At 68.8% G+C, this 21,071-nt stretch carries 19 protein-coding genes; 9 read left to right on the forward strand and 10 right to left on the reverse strand.

The features are described from left to right. Positions 1-26: 26 nt before the first annotated feature. The 4 genes from H7F49_RS03175 to fsa form a co-directional block, all read right to left on the reverse strand. A complete protein-coding gene (locus H7F49_RS03175; RefSeq protein ID WP_185682107.1) occupies positions 27-686 on the reverse strand; it encodes a nitroreductase in 660 nt (219 codons plus the stop codon). A gap of 14 nt (positions 687-700) precedes the next feature. Further along, the gene (locus H7F49_RS03180; protein WP_185682108.1) at positions 701-1,291 is read right to left on the reverse strand and encodes a methyltransferase family protein; all 591 of its coding nucleotides are present in this window, start codon (positions 1,289-1,291) and stop codon (positions 701-703) included. Continuing rightward, positions 1,288-3,102: a cobaltochelatase subunit CobT gene (gene cobT, locus H7F49_RS03185; RefSeq protein ID WP_185682109.1), complete on the reverse strand. Its 1,815-nt coding sequence runs from the start codon at positions 3,100-3,102 to the stop codon at positions 1,288-1,290. Before cobT ends, H7F49_RS03180 begins: the two co-directional genes overlap by 4 nt. A gap of 179 nt (positions 3,103-3,281) precedes the next feature. Continuing rightward, positions 3,282-3,932, reverse strand: a complete 651-nt coding sequence (gene fsa / locus H7F49_RS03190) for a fructose-6-phosphate aldolase (protein WP_185682110.1) — start codon at positions 3,930-3,932, stop codon at positions 3,282-3,284. 306 nt (positions 3,933-4,238) lie between these two features. Here fsa and H7F49_RS03195 point away from each other — a divergent pair, with 306 nt between their 5' ends. After that, positions 4,239-6,407, forward strand: coding sequence for a primosomal protein N' (locus H7F49_RS03195; protein ID WP_185682111.1), 2,169 nt, complete (start codon positions 4,239-4,241; stop codon positions 6,405-6,407). On the opposite strand, the gene H7F49_RS03200 is transcribed toward H7F49_RS03195, so the two are convergent. Beyond that, positions 6,404-7,288 (reverse strand): CPBP family intramembrane glutamic endopeptidase, encoded by an 885-nt coding sequence (locus H7F49_RS03200; RefSeq protein WP_185682112.1) that lies wholly within the window; start codon positions 7,286-7,288, stop codon positions 6,404-6,406. The two genes, H7F49_RS03195 and H7F49_RS03200, sit on opposite strands and share 4 nt — an antisense overlap. A 122-nt stretch (positions 7,289-7,410) precedes the next feature. Between H7F49_RS03200 and H7F49_RS03205 the strand changes: the two genes are divergently transcribed. Next, positions 7,411-8,967 (forward strand): cryptochrome/photolyase family protein, encoded by a 1,557-nt coding sequence (locus H7F49_RS03205; RefSeq protein ID WP_185682113.1) that lies wholly within the window; start codon positions 7,411-7,413, stop codon positions 8,965-8,967. Between the two features lie 428 nt (positions 8,968-9,395). On the opposite strand, the gene H7F49_RS03210 is transcribed toward H7F49_RS03205, so the two are convergent. Together H7F49_RS03210 and H7F49_RS03215 are read right to left on the reverse strand one after the other, a co-directional pair. Continuing rightward, entirely contained in the window at positions 9,396-9,749 is a 354-nt protein-coding gene (locus tag H7F49_RS03210; RefSeq protein ID WP_185682114.1) for an energy transducer TonB family protein, read from the reverse strand. A gap of 105 nt (positions 9,750-9,854) precedes the next feature. Continuing rightward, entirely contained in the window at positions 9,855-10,964 is a 1,110-nt protein-coding gene (locus H7F49_RS03215; RefSeq protein WP_185682115.1) for a bifunctional transcriptional activator/DNA repair enzyme AdaA, read from the reverse strand. 108 nt (positions 10,965-11,072) lie between these two features. On the opposite strand from H7F49_RS03215, the gene H7F49_RS03220 reads away from it, so the two are divergent. The 6 genes from H7F49_RS03220 to H7F49_RS03245 all read left to right on the forward strand — a co-directional run bounded on the left by H7F49_RS03220 (position 11,073) and on the right by H7F49_RS03245 (position 17,937). Continuing rightward, the gene (locus tag H7F49_RS03220; RefSeq protein WP_185682116.1) at positions 11,073-12,632 is read left to right on the forward strand and encodes a S1 family peptidase; all 1,560 of its coding nucleotides are present in this window, start codon (positions 11,073-11,075) and stop codon (positions 12,630-12,632) included. Between the two features lie 285 nt (positions 12,633-12,917). Beyond that, complete coding sequence (locus H7F49_RS03225; protein WP_185682117.1) at positions 12,918-13,472, forward strand: F0F1 ATP synthase subunit delta; 555 nt, start codon at positions 12,918-12,920, stop codon at positions 13,470-13,472. 12 nt (positions 13,473-13,484) lie between these two features. Next, positions 13,485-15,014 carry a F0F1 ATP synthase subunit alpha gene (gene atpA, locus H7F49_RS03230; protein WP_185682118.1) on the forward strand — a complete coding sequence of 510 codons (1,530 nt, stop codon included), beginning with the start codon at positions 13,485-13,487 and terminating at the stop codon, positions 15,012-15,014. Between the two features lie 139 nt (positions 15,015-15,153). Continuing rightward, positions 15,154-16,029 (forward strand): F0F1 ATP synthase subunit gamma, encoded by an 876-nt coding sequence (locus tag H7F49_RS03235; RefSeq protein WP_185682119.1) that lies wholly within the window; start codon positions 15,154-15,156, stop codon positions 16,027-16,029. 30 nt (positions 16,030-16,059) lie between these two features. Then, on the forward strand, positions 16,060-17,505 hold the full coding sequence (gene atpD, locus H7F49_RS03240; RefSeq protein WP_185682120.1) for a F0F1 ATP synthase subunit beta: 1,446 nt from the start codon (positions 16,060-16,062) through the stop codon (positions 17,503-17,505). A 174-nt stretch (positions 17,506-17,679) separates the two neighbouring features. Continuing rightward, positions 17,680-17,937 carry an ATP synthase F1 subunit epsilon gene (locus tag H7F49_RS03245; RefSeq protein WP_185682177.1) on the forward strand — a complete coding sequence of 86 codons (258 nt, stop codon included), beginning with the start codon at positions 17,680-17,682 and terminating at the stop codon, positions 17,935-17,937. 70 nt (positions 17,938-18,007) lie between these two features. Here the strand turns inward: H7F49_RS03245 and H7F49_RS03250 are convergent, their stop codons facing one another. After that, positions 18,008-18,463, reverse strand: coding sequence for a DUF6265 family protein (locus H7F49_RS03250; RefSeq protein WP_185682121.1), 456 nt, complete (start codon positions 18,461-18,463; stop codon positions 18,008-18,010). A gap of 42 nt (positions 18,464-18,505) precedes the next feature. Then, entirely contained in the window at positions 18,506-18,829 is a 324-nt protein-coding gene (locus tag H7F49_RS03255; protein WP_185682122.1) for an HNH endonuclease, read from the reverse strand. 122 nt (positions 18,830-18,951) lie between these two features. On the opposite strand from H7F49_RS03255, the gene H7F49_RS03260 reads away from it, so the two are divergent. After that, positions 18,952-20,472 carry a CpaF family protein gene (locus H7F49_RS03260; protein ID WP_185682123.1) on the forward strand — a complete coding sequence of 507 codons (1,521 nt, stop codon included), beginning with the start codon at positions 18,952-18,954 and terminating at the stop codon, positions 20,470-20,472. A 382-nt stretch (positions 20,473-20,854) separates the two neighbouring features. On the opposite strand, the gene H7F49_RS03265 is transcribed toward H7F49_RS03260, so the two are convergent. Next, entirely contained in the window at positions 20,855-21,067 is a 213-nt protein-coding gene (locus H7F49_RS03265; RefSeq protein ID WP_185682124.1) for a hypothetical protein, read from the reverse strand. Positions 21,068-21,071: the final 4 nt, after the last annotated feature.

The following is a 21,071-nucleotide window of genomic DNA, read 5'->3' on the forward strand; positions in this document are numbered from 1 at the left end:
AACCGGCAGCCGCCCCGGGCACACGGTCAGAACCCCTGGAACGTCACATGATCGTCCAGCGCCACGCGCGGCCGTTCGAAGCCGTTGATCGGGGCGCTGTCATCGCGCTCGCCGATCGACAGGCCGGCGAACAGCAGCGTGTCCTCGCCCATGCCGAGATGAGCCTTGATCGTCCGGCCAAAGATCCCGAACCATTCCTGCGGGCAGGAATCGAGCCCCTCGTCGCGCAGCAGCAGCATGATGGTCTGCAGCCACATCCCCACGTCCGACCACTGCGGTTCGCCCATGAACTTGGGGAAGTGGCACAGCAGCAGCACCGGCGCGCCGAACGACAGCAGGTTGTTGCGGGCGAACTCGTCGCGGGCGGCTTTGTCAGCGCGGCCGATCCCCTGCGATCCGTACATCACGGCCCCCAGCTCGAACAGGCGCGCCTGGTGCTTCTCGGACACGGCCGGGCGGTCGTAACGGTACTCCAGCGGGTCGTCCGGCTGGGCGGCGAGCAGCACCTCCTGCAGCGCCTTGAGCGGCGCGCCGGTCAGGACCACGGCTTCCCACGGCTGGTAATTGCAGCCCGAGGGGGCATACCGCGCATGCTCCAGCACGCGGCGGAGCGTCTCGAGCGGGACAGGCGTGTCCTTGAAGGCGCGGATCGAACGGCGCGACAGGACGGCTTCGGTAACGTTCATGGCTGGCATTCCCCTCAGATCCAGCGTCGGACGCTGGCGGCATAGTCGTCATAGGCCGGCCCGTGGACCGACCGCAGATAGTGTTCCTCCAGCCTGATCTGGACCGAGATCAGGACAAACGCGCCCACCAGCACCGTGGCGGTCATGGCGTCGGGCAGCAGCACGATCAGCCCGACGAGCTGGACCATCATGCCGAAGAAGATCGGGTTGCGGCTGAACCGGAACAGCCCGGCGCGGACCAGGGGGGCCGGTCGGGCGCGATCGATCCCGACCCGCCAGGACGATCCCATCTGCCACTGGGCCAGGATCACCCAGGCCAGGCTGGCCCCGATCAGGGCCCAGCCGGCGGCGGCCCGTTCGGCCCGGGCGGGCGAGGCAATGGGCCCCACCTGCGCCCACCAGCCCGCCGCCAGCCCGGCGAGGTACAGCCCCAGTCCGCCCACGGCGAGCTTGAAGGCCAGGCCGACGAAACCCTCGACGCTGTCGTCGCGGGGCAGGACCAGCGGGTTGTGCCCGGTGCGGCGCCAGACCCTGACCGAAGGCCAGACCAGGGCCGCGGCGAAGAAGGCCAGATAGGTGGCCAGAATGGCCGGAGCCAAGGTCATTCCTCCTCGAACAGGTCGGCGAGCTGTTCGATGATCGTCCCGCCGAGCTGCTCGACGTCCATGATGGTGACGGCGCGGCGGTAATAGCGGGTGACGTCGTGGCCGATGCCGATGGCGACGAGCTGGACCGGGGACTGCTTCTCGATCCAGTCGATCACCTTGCGCAGGTGCTGTTCCAGATAGCCGGCCGAATTGACGCTGAGGGTCGAATCGTCGACCGGGGCGCCGTCCGAGATGACCATCAGGATGCGGCGGTCCTCCTGCCGGGCGAGCATCCGGTTGTGCGCCCAGAGCAGCGCCTCGCCGTCGATGTTCTCCTTGAGCAGCCCCTCGCGCATCATCAGGCCCAGGTTCTTGCGGGCGCGGCGCCAGGGCTCGTCGGCCTTCTTGTAGACCACGTGGCGCAGATCGTTGAGGCGGCCCGGGTGCGCCGGCTTGCCCCCCGCCAGCCAGGCCTCGCGGCTCTGCCCGCCCTTCCAGGCGCGGGTGGTGAAGCCCAGGATCTCGGTCTTGACCCCGCAGCGCTCCAGCGTGCGCGCCAGCACGTCGGCGCTGATCGCCGCGATCGAGATCGGCCGCCCGCGCATCGATCCGGAATTGTCGATCAGCAGGGTGACGACCGTGTCCTTGAACTCGGTGTCGCGCTCGATCTTGTAGGACAGCGACTGCCCGGGCGAGACCACGACGCGGGCAAGCCGCGCGGCATCGAGCAGGCCCTCTTCCTGATCAAAGTCCCACGAGCGGTTCTGCTGCGCCATCAGGCGCCGCTGCAAGCGGTTGGCCAGCCGCGTCACCACGCCCTGCAAGCCCTTGAGCTGGGCATCGAGATAGGCGCGCAGCCGGGTCAGTTCGTCATCGTCGCACAGCTCGGTGGCGGCGATCACCTCGTCGAACTGGCTGGTGTAGACCTTGTAGTCGAAATCGGACGGCAGATCGGTCCAGGGCCGGTTCGGGCGGACCGGGAGCATGCCCTCGTCGCCCTCGTCCTCGCCCTCGGCATCGTCGGGCGAATCCTCGGTCTCGCGCTGCCCTTCGTCCTCGCCCTCGTCGCTGCCGTCGGCCGGCTGCATCGCCATTTCGGTCGGCTGGTCCTGCGAATCGGGATCGTTGCCCTCCTCGTCCTCGGTGTCCTCCTCCTCGGAGTCCTCCTCGTCCGGTTCGTTGGGTTCGGGCTGGTCGGGCGCCATGCGGGTCAGCTCGAGATGCTGCAGCATGTCGAGCGTCAGCGCCTGGAACGCCTTCTGGTTGTCGAGCGATCCGGCCAGGGCATCGAAATCGGCCTTGGCGCGGGCGTCGATCCACGGCCGGACCAGCTCCACCCCGGCCCGCGCCGCCTCGGGCACGGGCTGCCCGGTCAGCCGTTCGCGCAGCAGCAGCGCCACGGCCGAGGCCATCGGCACCTCATCGGTGCGGGTCGCCCGGGCGATCGGGTCGCTGGCAATCCGGACGTTCAGCGCCGCATCGAGATTGCCGCGCATCCCTTCGAACCCGGCCGAGCCGAGGGCCTCGTAACGAACCGTCTCCACCGCATCGTAGCAGGCGCGCGCGATGGCCTCGGCCGGGGCGTTGCGGGCGTGCAGCGCCTCGTTGTGGTGGCGCAGCCGCAGGGCAAAGCCATCGGCATGACCCCGCGCCTGGGCCGCCTGTTCCGCCGCCAGCGAGCGCCCGGGCATGGGCACGCGCAGGGTGTGGCCGGTCAGGACCGGGGCGTCGGCGGTCCAGACCAGGTCCAGCTCCTCCTCGCCCGAGATCGCTCGGCTGGCACCGGTCAGCGCGGTCTTGAAGCGGTCGAGGGGGGATTCCTGGGACATGGTTCCTGCGGCTTGCGGAGCGCGCGGGCTTCGACAGGCTCAGCCCGAGCGGGGATGGTGGTCATGGCCATTTCGACAAGCCCGCTCAGCCTGAGCTTGTCGAAGGCCACGCGCGGCATTCGCCCCGTGTGTGGCGGCAGTCCGTGCCGGGCGCAAGCGCCCGATCGGGTGGCGCGCGCCTAGAGCGTCTGCCCGGTCTTGGCCCAGTCGGCGAGGAAACCCTCGATGCCCTTGTCGGTCAGGACGTGCTTGAACAGGCCCTTGATGACGGCCGGCGGCGCGGTCATCACGTCGGCGCCGATCTTGGCGCTTTCCAGCACGTGAATGCCATGGCGCACCGAGGCCACGAGGATTTCGGTCTCGAACGAGTAGTTGTCGTAGATCAGGCGGATGTCGCTGATCAGGCCCATGCCGTCGAAGCCGTTGTCGTCATGCCGTCCGACGAAGGGCGAGATGAAGGTGGCCCCGGCCTTGGCGGCGAGCAGCGCCTGGTTGGCCGAGAAGCACAGCGTGACGTTGACCATGGTGCCGTCGCCCGACAGCTTCTTGCAGGTCTTCAGCCCGTCGATCGTCAGCGGCACCTTGATGCAGACGTTGTCCGCGATCTTCCGCAGCTTTTCCGCCTCGCGCATCATGCCCTCGTGATCCAGCGAGATCACCTCGGCGCTGACCGGACCGTGGACCAGCCCGCAGATTTCCCTGGTCACCTCCATGAAATCCCGCCCGGACTTGGCGATCAGCGAGGGATTGGTGGTCACGCCATCCAGCAGCCCGGTGGCGGCCAGGTCGGCGATTTCTGCGGTGTCGGCGGTGTCGACGAAGAACTTCACGGGGCATGCTCCGGGCTGGGACGTTTGGCCCGCCTATAGGCAGTGGGGACGGATGGGGCCAGTCCTCGCTGTGCAAACGCAGGGGATTCGCCACACAAAGAGTTCGCGCAGAGGCGCAGAGGCGCAGAGATGTCATGACCGCGACGCAGTCGCGTCGTTCCAAACGGCTGCCAGTTCAATGGGCGCCATCGTGTTTGGTCGCTTCGCGAGGACCAAGAGCCCATTCTCTGCGCCTCTGCGCCTCTGCGCGAACCAAAATGCCATCGCGCTATGGCCCAAGCGCCACCCTCCCCATATAGCCGGGCGATGGACCGCGTCCGCCTGATTATCTTCAACGCCGCGCTGGGGCCGCTCGATTACCGGGTGCCGCCGGGAATGGCGGTCGAGCCGGGCTCGGTGGTGATCGCCCCGCTCGGGCCGCGCCAGGTGCTGGGCATCGTGTGGGAGCCGGAGCGGCTCGACGGCGGCGCCGAGGTGCCCGCCAGAAAGCTGCGGCCGCTGCTGGAGGCCCTGCCCGTCCCACCGTTGTCCGCCCCGCTGCGGCGCCTGATCGAATGGACCGCGGACTACTATTGCGCCGCGCTCGCCGCCGTGGCGCGGATGGCGATCGGATCGATGGCGGCGCTGAAGGGCGGCGGGACCACCACCGAGTATCGCCTGAGCGGGGCCGAGCCCGCGCGCCTCACCCCGCAGCGCGCCGCGGCGATGGATGCCCTGCATGACGAGCAGGCGACCATCCGCGAACTGGCCGAGCGCGCCGGGGTCTCCGAAGGGGTGCTGCGCGGGATGGTCGGGGCGGGGCTGCTCGAACCGGTGACGGTCGATCTCGACCGGCCCTACCCCCGTGCCCGAACCGACCATGCCGCGCCCGACCTCTCGCCCGACCAGCAGGCCGCCGCTGACCGGTTCAGCGCGGCGGTGCGCGACGGCGGGTTCCAGCCGTTCCTGCTGGATGGCGTGACCGGATCGGGCAAGACCGAATGCTATTTCGAGGCGGTCGCCACCGCGCTCGCGCTCGGTCGGCAGGTGCTGGTCCTGCTGCCCGAGATCGCCCTGACCGAGAATTTCCTGCGCCGGTTCGAGGCGCGCTTCGGGGTATCGCCGGTGCTGTGGCATTCCTCGCTGAAGTCGAGCGAGCGGCGCCGCGCCTGGCGGGCGATCGTTTCCGGAGACGCGCAGGTGGTGGTCGGCGCGCGGTCGGCGCTGTTCATGCCCTATGCGCGATTGGGCCTGATCGTGGTGGACGAGGCGCACGAGATCTCGTTCAAGCAGGACGACGGGGTGCGCTACAACGCCCGCGACGTTGCCGTGGTGCGCGCCAAGTTCGAACGCATTCCGGTCATCCTGGCCAGCGCCACGCCCGCGCTCGAATCGATGCAACTGGCCGAGGTCGGGGTTTACACCAAGGTCGGGCTGGCCGCGCGCTACGGCGGGGCCGAGCTGCCCGCGATCCGCGTGGTCGACCTGCGGAAGGACCAGCCCGAGCGCCAGCACTGGATCGCCCCCCCGCTGGTCAAGGAACTGCGCGACCGGCTCGATCGCGGCGAGCAGTCACTGCTGTTCCTCAACCGCCGCGGCTATGCCCCGCTGACGCTGTGCCGCCATTGCGGCTATCGCTTCCAGTGCCCCAACTGCACCGCCTGGCTGGTCGAACACCGGCTCTCGCGCCGGTTGGCCTGCCACCACTGCGGACACGAGGTGCCCACGCCCGAGGCCTGTCCCGAATGCGCCACGCCCGACTGCATGGTCGCCTGCGGCCCCGGGGTGGAGCGCATCGCCGACGAAGTGACCGAGCGCTTTCCCGCGGCACGGGTGGCGGTGGTCACCTCGGACACACTGGGCTCCCCCGGCAAGGTGCGCGAATTCGTCGAGGCGGTCGAAGGCGGGCTGGTTGACGTGATCGTCGGCACCCAGTTGGTGACCAAGGGCTATCACTTTCCCGAGCTGACCCTGGTGGGGGTGATCGATGCCGACCTGGGGCTGGAAGGCGGCGATCTGCGCGCCGGGGAGCGGACCTATCAGCAGATCGCCCAGGTGGCGGGCCGCGCCGGACGCGGCGAGAAGCCGGGCGAGGTGCTGATCCAGACGCGCCATCCCGAGGCGCCAGTGATCGCCGCCCTGGCTGCGGGGGACCGGGATTCGTTCTATGCCGCCGAGGCCGAGGCGCGGCGCGAGGCCGGGGCGCCGCCGTTCGGACGCTGGGCGGCGATCATCGTTTCCAGCGAGGACGAGGCCGAAGCGCGCGAGGCGGCCCGGGCGATCGGCGGGACGCGGCCGGACCTGCCCGACGTGCTGGTGCTGGGCCCGGCCCCGGCGCCGATGGCGCTGCTGCGCGGCCGCCACCGCTATCGCCTGCTGATCAACGCGCGCCGCTCGGCCGAGGTCCAGCGCGTGATCCGCGACTGGCTGGGCCAGCTGCGCTTCCCGCCCGGCGTGCGCGTGGCGGTGGACATCGATCCCTACAGCTTCGTTTAGGTGACGGCGCGGCGGCGTGCCAACCAGGGCACCGGTTGGTAGCGTCCCTGCCGGATCGCCAGCGCCAGCAAGGCCAGTCCCACGGCCGTGACCAGCCCCATCGCCACGGCCGACGCCTCCAGCCCGAAGGCCCCGCCGGTCAGCCATTCGGGCCCGGCGCGATGCGTGATCAGCAGACCGTCCGGCGCCTTCCCGCCCGACACCGGCGCCGAGAAGATCCAGCCTTGGGCAAAGTTCCAGCCCGCGTGCAGCCCGATCGCCAGCCACAGCCGGCGGGTCAGCATATAGGCCGCGCCGAGCAGGATGCCGGCCTCCGAAGCGATCGCCAGCGCGGCGAACCAGGTTGCGCCCGGATTGCCGAGATGGACCGCGCCGAAGAACAGCGAAGTCACCGCCAGCGCCGCCCAGCTTCCGGCCAGGCTTTCGACGTGGCGGAAGACAATCCCGCGGAAGATCACCTCCTCGAACACGCCGGACAGGACCGCCATGGCCAGCATGGCCCACAGGCGGCCGATGCCGCGCAGCCCGTCGATGCCGAACCCACCCAGCGCCGCGACCACCGCCACCACCCCGGCAAACAGCGCGACCCCGCCGAGCAGGCCGACAGACAGTTCGCGACCGGCGCCGGCCAGCGCCAGTTCGTCGTGCTCGCTGCGTTCGAACCGGCGGCGCATCACCTTGTAGAGCCACAGGCCCAGCCCGGCGGCGATCAGCGCGACAATCGGCTGAAGGGGCGTGTTGCGGATGGGCTTGATCGACGCGGCAGCGATTTGACCCACTGCGTAAAGCACCACGAATGCGATGAATCCGCCGATCAGCAAGACCAGCGGATGCCGCAGGATGCGTGACCATCGGCCGTCCTGCGGTGCGGTGTCGATCATGGCTCCTCTCCCCGGCGTTGGTGTATTGCCATACCAATACACCAACGCCGGGCGCCGTCAATCGGCGAGTCCGTCCCGTCTGGCCACCTTGCCTCGCGCCGCCCGGGTGCCACAGCGGCGGCATGACATCCGGACCCGTTCTCGTTCCCATTCTGGGCGACCAGCTCAGCCATGCCCTGTCGAGCCTGGCCGACCGCGACCCGGCCGATACGGTCGTGCTGATGATGGAGGTCTCCGAAGAGACCACCTACGTCCGCCACCACAAGGCCAAGATCGTGCTGATCCTGTCGGCCATGCGCCATTTTGCTGCCGAACTGCGGGCGCGGGGCTGGACGGTGGACTACGTGGCGCTGGACGATCCGGCCAGCACCGGCAGCTTTACCGGCGAGCTGGCCCGGGCGGTCGACCGCCATGGCGCGCGCGGCGTGCAGGTGACCGAACCGGGCGAATGGCGGGTGCGGCAGGCCATGGACGGCTGGCGCGACACACTGGGGGTCCGCGTGCGGATCCTGCCCGACACGCGCTTCCTTTGCCCCCTGCCCGACTTCTTCGCATGGGCGGGCGCGCGGCGCGAACTGCGGATGGAGTACTTCTACCGCGACATGCGCCGCCGCACCGGCCTGCTGATGGAGGGGGACAAGCCCGCCGGGGGACGGTGGAACTTCGATGCCGAGAATCGCGGCGCGGCGGAACCGGGACTGGTGCCGCCCCTTGTGCCTGGCTTTGAGCCCGACGCCATCACGCAGGAGGTGATCACCCTGGTCGAGCAGCGCTGTGCCGGGCACTTCGGCTCGCTCGACCGCTTCGCCTGGCCGGTCACCGCGGCTCAGGCCGAGACCGCGCTGGAGGCCTTCCTGACCGAGCGTCTGCCACTGTTCGGGCGCTACCAGGACGCCATGCTCACCGGTCAGGACACGCTATATCATAGCCTGATATCACCCGCCCTGAACCTTGGTCTGCTCGATCCGCTCGCGATCTGTCGCCGGGCCGAGGCGGAATGGCTGGCGGGCCGGGTCCCGATCGAGGCGGCCGAGGGCTTCATCCGCCAGATCATCGGCTGGCGCGAATACATTCGCGGGATGTACTGGCTGGAGATGCCCGGTCTCGCCGAAGCCAACCATCTCGAAGCGACCCGCCCCCTCCCCGAGTTCTGGTGGACCGGCGAGACGCCGATGCGCTGCCTGGCCGAGGCGGTGCGCACGACGCGCGACAACGCCTATGCGCACCACATCCAGCGGCTGATGGTGCTGGGCAATTTCGCGCTGCTGGCGGGGATCCGGCCGCAGGAGGTCAGCGACTGGTTCCTGGCGGTCTACGCCGATGCCTGCGAATGGGTCGAGCTGCCCAACGTGGCGGGAATGGCGCTTCATGCCGATGGCGGACGGCTCGCCTCCAAGCCCTATGCGGCGAGCGGCGCCTACATCGACCGGATGAGCGATTACTGCGGATCGTGCCGCTACAAGGTCAAGCAGAAGACCGGACCGGACGCCTGTCCGTTCAACGCGCTATACTGGCACTTCCTGGCCCGCAACGAGGCCAGGCTGGCGGGCAATGCGCGGCTGTTCCAGCCCTATGCCACCTGGCGGAAGATGAGCGCGGACAAGCAGGCGGAATACCTGGCCAGCGCCGAAGCCTTTCTCACGACCCTGGAGCCCGCCCGTCCCGGCTGGGCGCGTTAGATATCAGCGGCCAGCAGAACGTCCGGTCTGGGTGGGGAGCGGGCGTTCATCGATCCTCCCCCAGCGGGGGAGGGGGACCACCGAAGGTGGTGGAGGGGCACCCCACCTTGACCAACTGCCGCGCCCCAAGGAGAGTGCCCCACCACCATCCTGCGGATGGTCCCCCTCCCCGTGCCGGGGAGGAAGAAAAGTTACTCAACCAGGCGCAATCGGCCGTTGAAATCTGTCCACGCAGCACACTCCTCGTCGTCCGGGGCCTGACCCGGGACAGGGCTGTTCTTCCCCAACCGTTGCCAAGCAAGCCCTGCCCCGGCTCAAGGCCGGGGCGACGATTAGGGGGCGGTCGTGTGCTCTGTGATGAGAGGATCTGAACGTCCAATCTCGGGCGCAATCGGTCGCCCCATCCGGCCCGGAACCCCGCGCTCGACTCAGCTCCAGCCAGTCGGCGTGGTGCCGCACTGCGCGGGGGGAGCCGGCGGCTCGCCGTCGCCGAAGGCCACGGGCATCGGGAACCAGCGGTCGCGCGGCGCCGCGGCGCTTTCGGGATCGCTCCAGTCCATCTCGCGGACCCATTCGACCAGGGCCGTGTCGACCGCCGACTTGCCGGTGGAAACCACCACGAAGGCATCGGCCACCCGGTTGCCGGTGAGCCGCACGCAGACCACGCCGGACTGGCCCAGCAACACCCGGGGAACTGAGGGCAAGCCCTGCGCCAGGGCCGTGCACGAAGGCACCAGCGCGAGGAGGATGGCGGCGGCCGGAATCAAGATGCGGGCTAGCATGGCGGCGATTTAGCGCCGGGCCTCCCTCCCCCTCCAGTCGCTTAACCATCCCGAACGGACATTTCTTGCGGCTGTCCACAGGTGGGACAGGACCGGCGCCACGGCTTAACCGCCGCCCGGCGCCTCGCGGCGGAGCAGTTCCTGCTTGATCGCCAGCCCATAGGCATAGCCGCCGAGCGACCCGTCCGAGCGGATCACGCGATGGCAGGGGATCAGCACCGCCACATTGTTCGCCCCGTTGGCCGATCCGGCGGCCCGCACCGCTGCGGGCTTGCCGGCGGCAGCGGCGATCTCGGCATAGCTGCGCGTCTCGCCGGGCGGGATGTCGCGCAAGGCCGCCCAGACCCGCTCCTGGAAAGCGGTGCCGCGCACGTCGAGCGGGATGTGCGCACTGGGCCGCCCGGGTTCCTCGACGGCGGCGACCACCTCGGCCAGCAGCGCGGCGAAGGCGGGGTCCGCCTCGGCCAGGTCGGCGTGGGGAAAGCGGGTGCGCAGGTCCTCGCCGGTCTCGGCAAAGGACAGGCGGCAGACCCCCCGGTCGGTCGCGGCGACCAGCATCGGGCCAAGCGTGGTGGGGACCACCGCCCAGCGGATCGTCACGCCGCGGCCGCCGTCGCGCCAGGCCGAGGGAGTCATGCCCAGCCGGCCGTCCTGGGCGGCATAGAAGCGTGAGGGACCAGAGTATCCTCCATCATAGATCGCATCGCTGACCCGCTCCGCCCCGCCCAGCGCCGCCAGCGCCCGCTCGCGGCGCAGGCTGCGGGCATAGGCGGCGGGAGACAGTCCGGCGAGGCGGGTGAACAGACGCTGGAAATGGGCCGGGCTGTAGCCGGCCGAGGCCGCGAGCGCGCCCAGCGCCGGCGGCTCATCGGCCGCACGGATCGTGGCGATCGCCGCGGCGACCGCGGCCTCGTCGCGGGCGACATCGTCAGGCAGGCAGCGTTTGCAGGGCCTGAGCCCGGCGGCCCGCGCGGCGGCCCCATCCGCGAAGAACCCGACATTGGCCCGCGCCGGATGCCGCGCCGCGCAGGACGGCCGGCAATAGATTCCGGTCGAGAACACCCCGGTCACGAAACGCCCGTCGTAGGCCCGGTCGCGGGCCAGCACGGCCCGCCAGGCCTCTTCGGGTCCGGGCAGGCCTGCCACCGGCCCGGGTGCAGCCCGCGCGGAATCGGTGGGAAGAACGGGTGGGCGGTCGATCACGGCAGCAGTCATGGCATGTTTCCCTTCGCGGGCAAGAGGCGCGCCGGGCATGCCACCTTCGTCGCAGACCGCCATCCCGGGGATTGCGCTCAAACCCTGCACCGGGCTACCCACCCGGCGATGATCCGGCTGCTCGCCCTGTTGGTTTCGCTTTGCGCGGCCTTGACCCTGGCTTTCGCCCCGCAGCGGCTCGCCGCGGACCCGACCGACATCGCCGCCGCCTCGCGATCAGTGGTCCGCGTGGTGCTGATCTCACGCAGCGGCGGCGAGGTGCAGTTGATCGGGCACGGCTCGGGCTTCGCGGTGGCGCCCGATCTGGTGGTGACCAATGCCCATGTCATCGCGCCGATGGCGGATAATCCGGACATGCGCGTCGGGGTGGTCCCCTCGCAGGGCAAGAGCGGCTACTTCGCCAAGGTCGTGGCCTATTCCCCGCGCAACGATCTGGCGCTGCTGCGCTTGTCGGAAAAGGGTAACCTGACGCCGGCCACCCTGTTCACCGGCGCCGTGACCGATGGCGAGGACGTCTACGCCGTGGGCTATCCCGGCAACGTCGACCAGGCCCAGGGGCTCGACCCGTCCGACCTGATGAGCCCGACCGTGCCGGTCAAGAGCCGCGGCGCGGTCTCGGCCGGGCGCAGCAGCAAGGGCTTCGAGACGATCCTCCACACCGCGCAGCTCAGCACGGGCAATTCGGGCGGCCCGCTGCTCGATTCCTGCGGGCGGGTGATCGGCGCCAATTCGTTCGGGACCGCATCGAACAGCGCGGCGGATTCGGAATTCTACTTCGCCGTCTCGATGCGCGAGATCGCCCGCTTCCTGATCGGCGCCAAGGTCACCCCGCGCACCACGGGAGAACCGTGCCGATCGATCGCCGAGCTCGATGCGCTGGAGCGGGAACGCCAGGCCGGGGCGCGGGCCCAGTCCGAGGAGCTGCAGCGCGCCGCGGCGGCCCGCCAGGACGCCGCGCTGCAGGAGGCGAACCGCCAGGCCGTGCTGGAAGTGATTGCCGGGCGCGAAAACCACATGGCCTTTGCCGGGCTGGCTCTGCTGCTCGCCGCGCTGGCCGGCGGAGCGAGCCTGTGGCTGGGCCAGCAGCGGCGGCGCAAGGAGCGCAAGCTGGCGCTGGTCGCCGCCGGGCTCTGCCTGGTGCTGGCCCCGATCGCCTGGTTCACCCGCCCCTCGATCAGCGAGATCGATTCGCGCGCGCAGGCCCTGGTCGCGGCGGCCGATGCGACGCCGAGCGCGGCGGCCAGCGAGCCCGCGCCTGCCTCCACTCCGCCGCTGATCTGCGTGTTCAATCCCCAGCGCAGCCGGGTGACCGTGTCCGAAACGGCCGATGTCCCGCTCAGCTTCGCGCCCGATGGCTGCGTCAACGGCAAGACCCAGTACGGCCTGGGCGCCGACGGCTGGGCCCGTGTGCTGGCCCCCAATGGCGAAGATGCGGTCACCGTCGCCACCTTCGATCCGGAATCGCGGACGTACCGCCAGGACCGCTACCTGCTCGATCTGGACACGATGGGCCGGGTGCGGGCCGAGCGCGCGCGCTATCCCGCCCCGGCCTGCGGTGCGGGCGAGGCCGAGGCGCGGCGGCTGGCCGATTCCCAGGCCGCGATCCGGGCCCTGCTGCCCGACACGCCGAACGAGCGGCTGGTCTACGATTGCCATCCGGCCCAGTAGGGTCCATGGCCATGGCTCCCGGGATTCGAAGGGCCATGCCGCACTGCAACGACGGGATTCCGTCGCTTTCCGGCCCGCTTCCGCCGCCGTGTTAATCGCTCGATGAAACGGGGGAATTCCGGGCGGCATAAGACTTAAGTCCACCGCCTTGCATCCCCGGCCGTTCGTTGCTAGGCGCGCCCCCGACGAACAGGGGCGTCAGCACGGGCAAGGTCGAACAACGGCTCCGCTGCCCAGCCGTGCTACCCGGTCCATCCGGCACCCGTTGAGAAGGAAACGACGCGCGTGGAGAATTCCGCCGGCATCACCGCCAGCCTGCAGGGGCGCTACGCCTCGGCGCTTTTCGATCTCGCGCGCGAGCAGAACAGCGTCGCCGCGGTCGAAGCCGACCTCGACCAGTTGGGTGAGGCGATCAAGGGCACGGATGATCTGGCCGCCCTGCTGCGCAACCCCAAGGTGACCCGCGAAGCCGCCGGCAAGGCGATCGACGGCGTCGCGGCGCTGCTCGGCCTGTCGCCGCTGACCCGCAACTTCCTGGGGGTGCTCGCCGGCAACCGCCGCCTGTCGGCCCTGCCCGAGATCATCCGCGCCTTTGCCGCCATCGCCGCCGCCGATCGTGGCGAGGTCACCGCCGAAGTCACCAGCGCCCATCCGCTCTCGGACGACCAGCTCGGCGCGCTCGGCGCCAAGCTGCAGGCGCGCGAAGGCCGCAAGATCAAGCTCAAGGCGAGCGTCGATCCCGAACTGCTGGGCGGGCTGGTTGTCCGCATCGGCAGCACCCAGATCGACAGCTCGATCCGCACCCGTCTCAATACGCTCGCCCAGGCCATGAAGGGCTAAGAAAGGCAGAACATGGAAATCCGCGCCGCTGAAATCTCGAAGGTCATCAAGGACCAGATCGCCAGCTTCGGCACCGAGGCCCAGGTCTCGGAAGTCGGCACCGTGCTCTCGGTGGGTGACGGCATCGCCCGCATCCACGGACTGGACAAGGTCCAGGCCGGCGAAATGGTCGAATTCGCCAATGGGGTGAAGGGCATGGCCCTCAACCTCGAAGCCGATAACGTCGGCGTCGTGATCTTCGGCTCGGACGCCGAGATCAAGGAAGGCGACACCGTCAAGCGCACCGCGACGATCGTGGACGTGCCGGTCGGCAAGGGCCTGCTCGGCCGCGTGGTCGACGCGCTGGGCAACCCGATCGACGGCAAGGGTCCGATCGAGGCCACCTCGCGCCAGCGCGTCGAGGTCAAGGCCCCGGGCATCATCCCCCGCAAGTCGGTGCACGAGCCCGTCCAGACCGGCCTCAAGGCGATCGACGCCCTGGTCCCCGTCGGCCGCGGCCAGCGCGAGCTGATCATCGGTGACCGCCAGACCGGCAAGACCGCCATCGCGATCGACACCTTCATCAACCAGAAGGAAGCCAACAAGGGCACCGACGAGAGCAAGAAGCTCTACTGCATCTACGTCGCCGTCGGCCAGAAGCGCTCGACCGTGGCGCAGATCGTCCGCCAGCTCGAAGAGAACGGCGCGATGGAGTACACCATCGTCGTCGCCGCGACCGCTTCGGAACCCGCTCCGCTCCAGTACCTCGCCCCCTACACCGGTGCGACCATGGGCGAGTACTTCCGCGACAACGGCATGCACGCCGTGATCGTCTATGACGACCTGTCGAAGCAGGCCGTCGCCTATCGCCAGATGTCGCTGCTGCTGCGCCGCCCGCCGGGCCGCGAAGCCTATCCGGGCGACGTGTTCTATCTCCACAGCCGCCTGCTCGAGCGCGCCGCGAAGATGAACGACGAGAACGGCGCCGGTTCGCTGACCGCCCTCCCCGTGATCGAAACCCAGGCGGGTGACGTGTCGGCCTACATCCCGACCAACGTGATCTCGATCACCGACGGCCAGATCTTCCTGGAAACGGGCCTGTTCTACCAGGGCATCCGCCCGGCCATCAACGTCGGCCTCTCGGTTTCGCGCGTCGGCGGTGCGGCCCAGACCAAGGCGATGAAGAAGGTCGCCGGCTCGATCAAGCTGGAGCTGGCGCAGTACCGCGAAATGGCGGCCTTCGCGCAGTTCGGTTCGGACCTCGACGCCTCGACCCAGAAGCTGCTGAACCGCGGCGCGCGCCTGACCGAGCTGCTCAAGCAGAAGCAGTTCAGCCCGCTGTCGTTCGAGGAGCAGACCGTTTCGATCTTCGCCGGCACCAACGGCTACCTGGACTCGATCCCGGTCAGCAAGGTGACCGAGTACGAGGCCGAGATGCTCAGCTTCATGCGCGACAAGCATGCCGACGCGCTGGAAGAGATCCGCACCACCAAGGACTTCGGCGATAGCGCCAAGGCCAAGGTCAAGGCGGCGCTCGACGCCTTCGCCAAGCAGTTCGCGTAAGGTACGCAGACCGGACACGTCGCCCCACACGTCATCCTGAACTTGTTTCAGGATCCATCTCCCGGGATGGCACGGTGCGTGGGGCGGCATGGATGCTGAAACAAGTTCAGCATGACGACAAGAGGATGGGTCTAGGCTTATGGCCAGCCTTAAGGAACTCAAGCTGCGGATCAACTCGGTCAAGTCGACCCAGAAGATCACCAAGGCCAAGCAGATGGTCGCAGCGGCCAAGCTGCGCAAGGCGCAGGCCGCTGCCGAGGCCGCGCGTCCCTATGCCGCGCGCCTGGCCACCGTGATGGGCAGCCTGGCCGGCAAGGTTACGGTTTCGGGGTCGAGCCCGAAGCTGCTGGCCGGCACCGGCAAGGACCAGGTCCACCTGCTGGTGGTGGCCAACAGCGACCGTGGCCTGTGCGGCGCGTTCAACTCGAACATCGTCAAGGCCGCCAAGCAGAAGGCCAATGAGCTGGAAGCCCAGGGCAAGACTGTCCTGTTCTACCTGATCGGCCGCAAGGGCCGCGCCGCGATCCGGCGTGACTGGCCCAACGCGATCGTCGCGAACTTCGACACCACCGGCGTGCGCGAGGCGGGCTTCACCGAGGCCGAGGCGGTCGCGGCCGAGCTGCTGGCCCTGTACGAATCCGGCAAGTTCGACATCGCTCACCTGTTCTTCTCGAAGTTCCGCAGCGCGCTGGTGCAGGTGCCGACCGTGCAGCAGATCATCCCGGTCCCCACCCCGGCCGCCGCCGCGACCGATGACGGCGCCGTGGTGGAATACGAGCCGGACGAGGAAACCATCCTGGTCGAGCTGCTGCCGCGCTACCTGCGCACCCAGCTGTTCGGCGCGCTGCTGGAAAACGCGGCCTCCGAACAGGGTGCCTCGATGACCGCGATGGACAACGCCACGCGCAACGCCGGCGAGCTGATCAACAAGCTGACCATCCAGTACAACCGCAGCCGCCAGGCCGCGATCACGACCGAACTGATTGAAATCATTGCCGGCGCGGAAGCGCTCTAAGGCAACGAGAGAGAAGGCAAGGAAACAACCATGGCCACCGTGCTCACTTCCACCGGCAAGATCAGCCAGGTCATCGGCGCCGTCGTCGACGTGACCTTCGACGGCGAACTGCCGGCGATCCTCACCGCGCTCGAGACCGACAACAACGGCAATCGCCTGGTCCTCGAGGTTGCCCAGCACCTGGGCGAGAACACCGTCCGCACCATCGCGATGGACGCGACCGACGGCCTGACCCGTGGCCAGGCGGTGACCAACACCGGCGCGCAGATCTCGGTGCCGGTCGGCCCCAAGACGCTGGGCCGCATCATGAACGTGGTCGGCGAGCCGATCGACGAGCGTGGCCCGGTCGGCGCCGACCAGCACGCCCCGATCCACGCCAAGGCCCCGGAATTCGTCGACCAGTCGACCGAAGCCGCGATCCTCGTCACCGGCATCAAGGTGATCGACCTGCTCGCGCCCTATGCCAAGGGCGGCAAGATCGGCCTGTTCGGCGGTGCCGGCGTGGGCAAGACCGTGCTGATCCAGGAACTGATCAACAACATCGCCAAGGGCCACGGCGGCGTGTCGGTCTTCGCCGGCGTGGGTGAGCGCACCCGCGAGGGCAACGACCTCTACCACGAATTCCTCGACGCCGGCGTCATCGCCAAGGACGCCGACGGCAACCCGACCCCCGACGGGTCGAAGGTCGCCCTGGTGTTCGGCCAGATGAACGAGCCCCCGGGCGCCCGTGCCCGCGTCGCGCTGTCCGGCCTGACCATGGCCGAGTACTTCCGCGACCAGGAAGGCCAGGACGTGCTGTTCTTCGTCGACAACATCTTCCGCTTCACCCAGGCGGGTTCGGAAGTGTCGGCGCTGCTCGGCCGCATTCCTTCGGCGGTGGGTTACCAGCCGACCCTGTCGACCGACATGGGCGCGCTGCAGGAGCGCATCACCTCGACCACCAAGGGTTCGATCACCTCGGTCCAGGCGATCTACGTCCCCGCGGACGACCTCACCGACCCGGCCCCGGCCACCTCGTTCGCGCACCTTGACGCGACCACCACGCTGAACCGCGCGATCTCGGAGCTGGGCATCTACCCGGCGGTCGACCCGCTCGACTCGACCTCGCGCGTGCTTGAGCCGCGCGTCGTCGGCGCCGAGCACTACGAGACCGCCCGCCGCGTCCAGGAAACCCTGCAGAAGTACAAGTCGCTGCAGGACATCATCGCCATTCTCGGCATGGATGAGCTGAGCGAAGAGGACAAGACGATCGTCGCCCGCGCGCGCAAGATCCAGAAGTTCCTGTCGCAGCCGTTCCACGTCGCCGAGGTGTTCACCGGCATCCCCGGCAAGTTCGTCCAGTTGGAAGACACCGTCCGTTCGTTCAAGGCGGTGGTCGACGGCGAATACGATCACTTGCCCGAAGCCGCGTTCTACATGGTCGGCGGCATCGACGAGGTGGTCGAGAAGGCCAAGAAGCTGGCCGAGGACGCCTGATAACAGTGCCCCGCCCGCAAGGGCCGGGGCGCCGCAACCGCCCCTCCCATTCGTGGGAGGGGCCGAGGAAGGGCCTGTTGGGCGACCTTTCCTTGGACCAACGAGCCCTCCCCCAGCCCCTCCCGCCAGCGGGAGGGGAGTTTAGAGGCCCTCCGGCAAGCGGAGGGGAGTTTGATCATGCTCCACTTCGAACTCGTCACCCCTGCCAAGCTCGTGCGGAGCGAGAACGTCCACATGGTGGTCGTCCCCGGCAGCGAGGGTGAATTCGGCGTACTGGAAGGCCACGCGCCCTTCATGTCGACGGTCAAGGACGGCGTGATCCGGATCTACAAGACCGAAAACGGCACGCCCGAGGAGATCGCGGTCTCCGGCGGCTTTGCCGAGGTCGGCGCCAACGGGCTGACCGTGCTGGCGGAACACGTCGAGGGCTGAGCCAGCCTCATCCTTCCCATGACGATCAGGGCGGCTTCGGCCGCCTTTTTCGTGCGCTGTTGTCCCCGCCTCAATGATCGGGGGCGGTCTCGACCGGGCGATAATTGGTCCGCACCGCATCGCTGCCGTCCATCCGGGACTGCTCGATGGTCAGCAACTGGCCCGCCCGGGCATAGCGGATGCGCTGCGGGAAATCGTGGCCCGGATTGGCGAACTCGATCGCATCTCCGCTGACGAAGGCCTGGGGAAACTCGACCGGGCTGGCCCCCTTGGCCTGGGCCACCAGCACCAGCCCCCCATCCCGCCGGACGATCCGGAGCGAATCCCAGCCCTGCACGTCGGGACCGAAGCCGTGGCGGGCCATGCCCTGCATCGTGTCGCCGCGCGGCTTCAGCCAGACCTCGTCCGCCCACTCCGCGCCCCGCTCCATCGCCCAGGTCCCGGCGAGCCAGGCCGGCAACGGGCCGGCGGCCGAGAGCGGGGAAGCGGCCAGCAAGGCCAGGGCGGCAAGGATCACGCGGGTCATGACGTGCTGATGCCACGGACCGGCCGGTCGACCAAGCCGGCTCTAACGTCCCCGCCCCAGCCCTTTCGTCCGGCGTGGCATCGTGATGGCGTGAAAATCGGCCGGCTTGGTGGCAATCCACGCCAGGAACCGGGCAAGGTCCGGATGGGAGCGCAGCCCGGTCACCTCGGCCCCCAGGCGCTGCAACTCGGCATGGCCCAGCGTGGCGTGGATGGTGCGGTGGCAGATCGGGTGAACCGGCACGGTCTCGCGTCCGCCCCGGCTCTTCGGCACGGGGTGATGGCGCTCGATCCGCCGCCCGAGCGGACGCTCGCACAGCCAGCACCGTTCGGGGTCTGATCCGGAAATTTCGGCCGGCCCGTCCATTGCCCTGCCAGGTCCTTTAGAAAGTTTTCAAAGTTTCAACCATATAAATGGCCCCGAACGCAATGGCACGGCCGGCCCAGGCCCTGTGTCGCGAGACGATCTGGACCGAGAAAGTTTTTAAAATGAACGCATTCGGGCGGAAGAACGGGATCGGCGGCATGGCCCCGGGTGCACGCCCGTCGTTCGGCGTTGCCCGACCGATGTCCGGCGGCAGCAGCGGTGCCGCGCCGAACCGATCGGCCGTTCCCGGCGAATATGCACCGCCGCCGGGCGCAGAAAGCGCTCCGCCCGCCGCACTCGATCCGAACAAGGGCGACGCGATGTCGCGGCTCAACGACCGGTCGACCCAGGTCGTCGAGAACCAGTACCAGGCCGAGGGCTTCGAAGCCTCGGTCCACAAGATCAAGGAGCAGGTCCTTCCCCGCCTGCTCGAACGCGTCGATCCCGAGGCCGCGGCGACCCTGTCCAAGGACGAGCTGTCCGAGGAATTCCGCCCGATCATCCTCGAGGTGCTGGCCGAGCTGAAGATCACCCTCAACCGGCGCGAACAGTTCGCGCTGGAAAAGGTGCTCATCGACGAACTGCTCGGCTTCGGCCCGCTGGAAGAGCTGCTGAACGATCCCGACGTGTCGGACATCATGGTCAACGGTCCGGACCAGACCTACATCGAAAAGAAGGGCAAGCTGCAGCTCGCCCCGATCCGCTTCCGCGACGAGCAGCACCTGTTCCAGATCGCCCAGCGCATCGTCAACCAGGTCGGCCGCCGCGTCGACCAGACCACGCCGCTGGCCGACGCCCGCCTCAAGGACGGCAGCCGCGTCAACGTGATCGTCCCCCCGCTGTCGCTGCGCGGCACGGCCATCTCGATCCGTAAGTTTTCCGAGAAGCCGATCACGCTCGACATGCTGCGCGATTTCGGTTCGATGTCGGACAAGATGTGCACCGCGCTGAAGATCGCGGGCGCGTGCCGCATGAACATCGTCATCTCGGGCGGTACGGGTTCGGGCAAGACAACCATGCTCAACGCCCTGTCGAAGATGATCGACCCGGGCGAGCGCGTGCTGACCATCGAGGACGCGGCGGAACTGCGCCTGCAACAGCCGCACTGGCTGCCGCTGGAAACCCGCCCGCCCAACCTGGAAGGCCAGGGCGCCATCACCATCGGCGATCTCGTCAAGAACGCGCTGCGTATGCGCCCGGACCGGATCATCCTGGGCGAAATCCGCGGCGCCGAGTGCTTCGACCTGCTCGCGGCGATGAACACCGGCCACGACGGATCGATGTGCACACTTCACGCGAACTCCCCGCGCGAATGCCTTGGCCGTATGGAAAACATGATCCTGATGGGCGACATCAAGATCCCCAAGGAAGCAATCAGCCGCCAGATCGCCGAATCGGTCGACCTGATCGTCCAGGTCAAGCGCCTGCGCGATGGTTCGCGCCGCACGACCAACATCACCGAGGTGATCGGAATGGAAGGCGACGTGATCGTGACCCAGGAGCTGTTCAAGTTCGAATATCTGGACGAGAGCGAGGACGGCAAGATCATCGGCGAGTTCCGCTCCACCGGCCTGCGCCCCTACACGCTCGAAAAGGCCCGCCAGTTCGGATTCGACCAGGCCTATCTCGAGGCTTGCCTCTGAGCACGGCCCGGCGCTGAGCCGAGGGCTGGCGCAGGGCAGCGGACCTTTTCCGCCAAGATGAGGACGGTCCCGAAGGTGCGCGTGGGTTACCGGTCCAGGCGGCCACGGGCCAGCCGGATCGCCAGCCGTGATGGGAACGGCCGTTTGCGCCCGGGATCGGACATTCCGATCCTTCCCCGTTTTGCGAAGCACAACGGGGAAGGGGGACCGCGCTGCCGCAGGCAGCGGGGTGGATGGGGACAGCAACCGGCCCCCTCCGTCAGCCACCTGCGGCGGCTGACACCTCCCCCGTTGCATCCTGCGGATGAAACAGGGGAGGATCGAAGAACGCCAGCTCCCCACCCCAGCCTGCCGCCATCCGCCTGGGCCCTGTCCCCGCAGGCTAGCGTCCGCCGAACCAGCCCTGCAGCCCCGCCGCACCGAGCAGCACCGCCGCTAGCAGCGCCCAGAAGAACAGGCCTTCCCACGGCATCAGCCCTACACGATCGAGATCGGCGCGGCGCAGGCGGCGGCGATCGCCCCACCAGGCGAACAGCGCCACGGCCAGCGCGACAAGGGCCGCGGCGAGAGCGGGATGGTCGGCCAGGAAATCCATTCGC

The organism is Novosphingobium aerophilum (genome assembly GCF_014230305.1).
Lineage (GTDB): Bacteria > Pseudomonadota > Alphaproteobacteria > Sphingomonadales > Sphingomonadaceae > Novosphingobium > Novosphingobium aerophilum.